The organism is Corallococcus sp. 4LFB, assembly GCF_046520365.1.
Taxonomy (GTDB): domain Bacteria; phylum Myxococcota; class Myxococcia; order Myxococcales; family Myxococcaceae; genus Corallococcus; species Corallococcus caeni.
In genome coordinates, this window is sequence record NZ_JBKGHJ010000906.1 from 1 (window position 1) to 1814 (window position 1814).

Consider the following 1814-nt stretch of genomic DNA (forward strand, 5'->3'; position numbering starts at 1 on the left):
CGCAGCCTGCTCCGGCGCACGTCATGACGGCCCACGCGCAGCCTGCTCCGGCCCACGTGGCGGCTCACGCCCAGCCTGCTCCGGCCCACGTGGCGGCCCATGCTCCTCACGCTCCGGTGCCGCACGCGCCAGTGGCCCACGGGCCGCATGCTCTGGTGGCTCACGCTCAGCCGCACGCTCCGGTGGCCCACGGGCCGCATGCTCCGGTGGCTCACGGGCCTCACGCTCCGGTGGCTCACGCTCAGCCTCACGCTCCGGTGGCGCATGGGCCACATGCCCCGGTGGCCCACGCTCCGGCGCCTCATGGTCCGCACACGCATTCGCACGCCGCGCATGCGTCGGCGTACGCCCACGCCCAGGAGCTGCGGAGACTGCCGTGACCGTGGCGGCACTCCCGGGAGCTCTTCGCGCGGAGTACCCGCTGCTCCAGACCTGCACGTACCTCAACAGCAACTCCACCGGGGCGCTGCCCCGGGCGGTGGAGGGCGTGCTGGCGCAGTACTGGAACACGATGCGCGCGTGGCGCGATGACACCTGGGACACGTGGCTGTCCCAGATGCAGGCGTACGCGGACGGCGTGGCGGGCCTCATCGGCGCGCCCGCCGGCTCCGTGGCGCTGGATACGAACCTGAGCGCGCACCTGTCGCGCCTGGCCTCGTGCCTGGAGTTCACCGGAGAGCGCCGCCGCGTCGTCGTCACCGACCTGGAGTTCCCCACGGTGCCCTTCATCTGGAAGGGCTTCGCGCGCTACGGGGCGGAGCTGGTCGTCGTGCCGTCGAAGGACGGCCGCGTGGATGAAGCCGCGCTGGAGGCGGCCATCGACGCGCGCACGCGCATCGTCTGTGTCGCCCACGGCGCCTTCGCCACCGGCGCGGTGCTGGACGTCGCGCGCATCGCGAAGGCGGCGCACGCGGCCGGGGCGCTCATCGCCACGGACGCGTACCAGACGGTGGGCGCCGTCCCCGTGGACGTGCGCCACCTGGACGTGGACTTCCTCCTGGGCGGCGCGCACAAGTGGCTGGGCGGCTCCGAGGCCGCCTTCATGTACGTGCGCCCGGGCCTCCTGCCCACGCTGAGGCCCGCGGCCACCGGGTGGCTGGCCGGAGCCTCGCCGCTGGCCTTCCAGGAGACGGCGGACTACGCGCCGGACGCGCGGCGGATGATGGGCGGCACGCCCGCGCCGCTGATGGTGCTGCTGTCCCGTCCCGGCCTGGAGCTGCTCAAGGGCGTGGGCATGGAAGCGGTGCGCGCGCACTCGCTGAAGCTCACGGACCGGCTGATGGCCCGCGCGGACCAGGCGGGCCTGCACGTGGTGACGCCGCGCGAGCCGCACCGGCGGGGCGGCGTGGTGGCGCTGCGCTTCCCGGGCGACGCCCAGGTGACGCAGCGGCTGGTGGCGCGCGGCTTCATCTGCAGCCACCGGGGCTTCCTGCGCGCGGCGCCGCACTTCTACAACACGCCCGAGGAAGTGGACGCCTTCATGGACGCGCTCCTCGAAGAGCAGCGCCAGGAGTCCGCATGAGCACGGCCCCCTTCACCCGCGAGGCGCCCTCGCCCCGCGCCCTGCTGCACCTGCTGTTCAACGGCGCCCGCGCGCTGGACGTCGTGGAGACGGCCCTGAACCTGGGGCTGCTGGACGCGCTGGAGCCCGGGCCCGTGACGCTGGGCGAGCTGTCGGCGAAGCACGGCCTGGTGCCCAAGCGGCTCTACAAGTTCCTCGACTGCCTGGAGAGCCTGGGGCTGGTGCAGCGCGAGCAGACGTCCGACGCGCTGGAGGCGGCGCGCTACCGCGGCGCGCCCGGCCTGCGCGCGGC

The 1814-nt window shown here is 74.4% G+C and carries 2 protein-coding genes and 1 pseudogene; 2 read left to right on the forward strand and 1 reads right to left on the reverse strand.

The genetic code is table 11. The features are described from left to right. On the reverse strand, nt 1–215 hold a 215-nt coding region (locus tag ACLEQD_RS42635; RefSeq protein WP_410391685.1), incomplete at its 3' end, for a hypothetical protein. A 167-nt stretch (nt 216–382) separates the two neighbouring features. Here ACLEQD_RS42635 and ACLEQD_RS42640 point away from each other — a divergent pair. Continuing rightward, complete coding sequence (locus ACLEQD_RS42640; protein ID WP_410391686.1) at nt 383–1522, forward strand: aminotransferase class V-fold PLP-dependent enzyme; 1140 nt, start codon at nt 383–385, stop codon at nt 1520–1522. Further along, nucleotides 1519–1814 (forward strand): annotated as a pseudogene (locus ACLEQD_RS42645) (ArsR family transcriptional regulator); the annotation flags it as partial. The gene ACLEQD_RS42640 and the pseudogene ACLEQD_RS42645, both read left to right, overlap by 4 nt.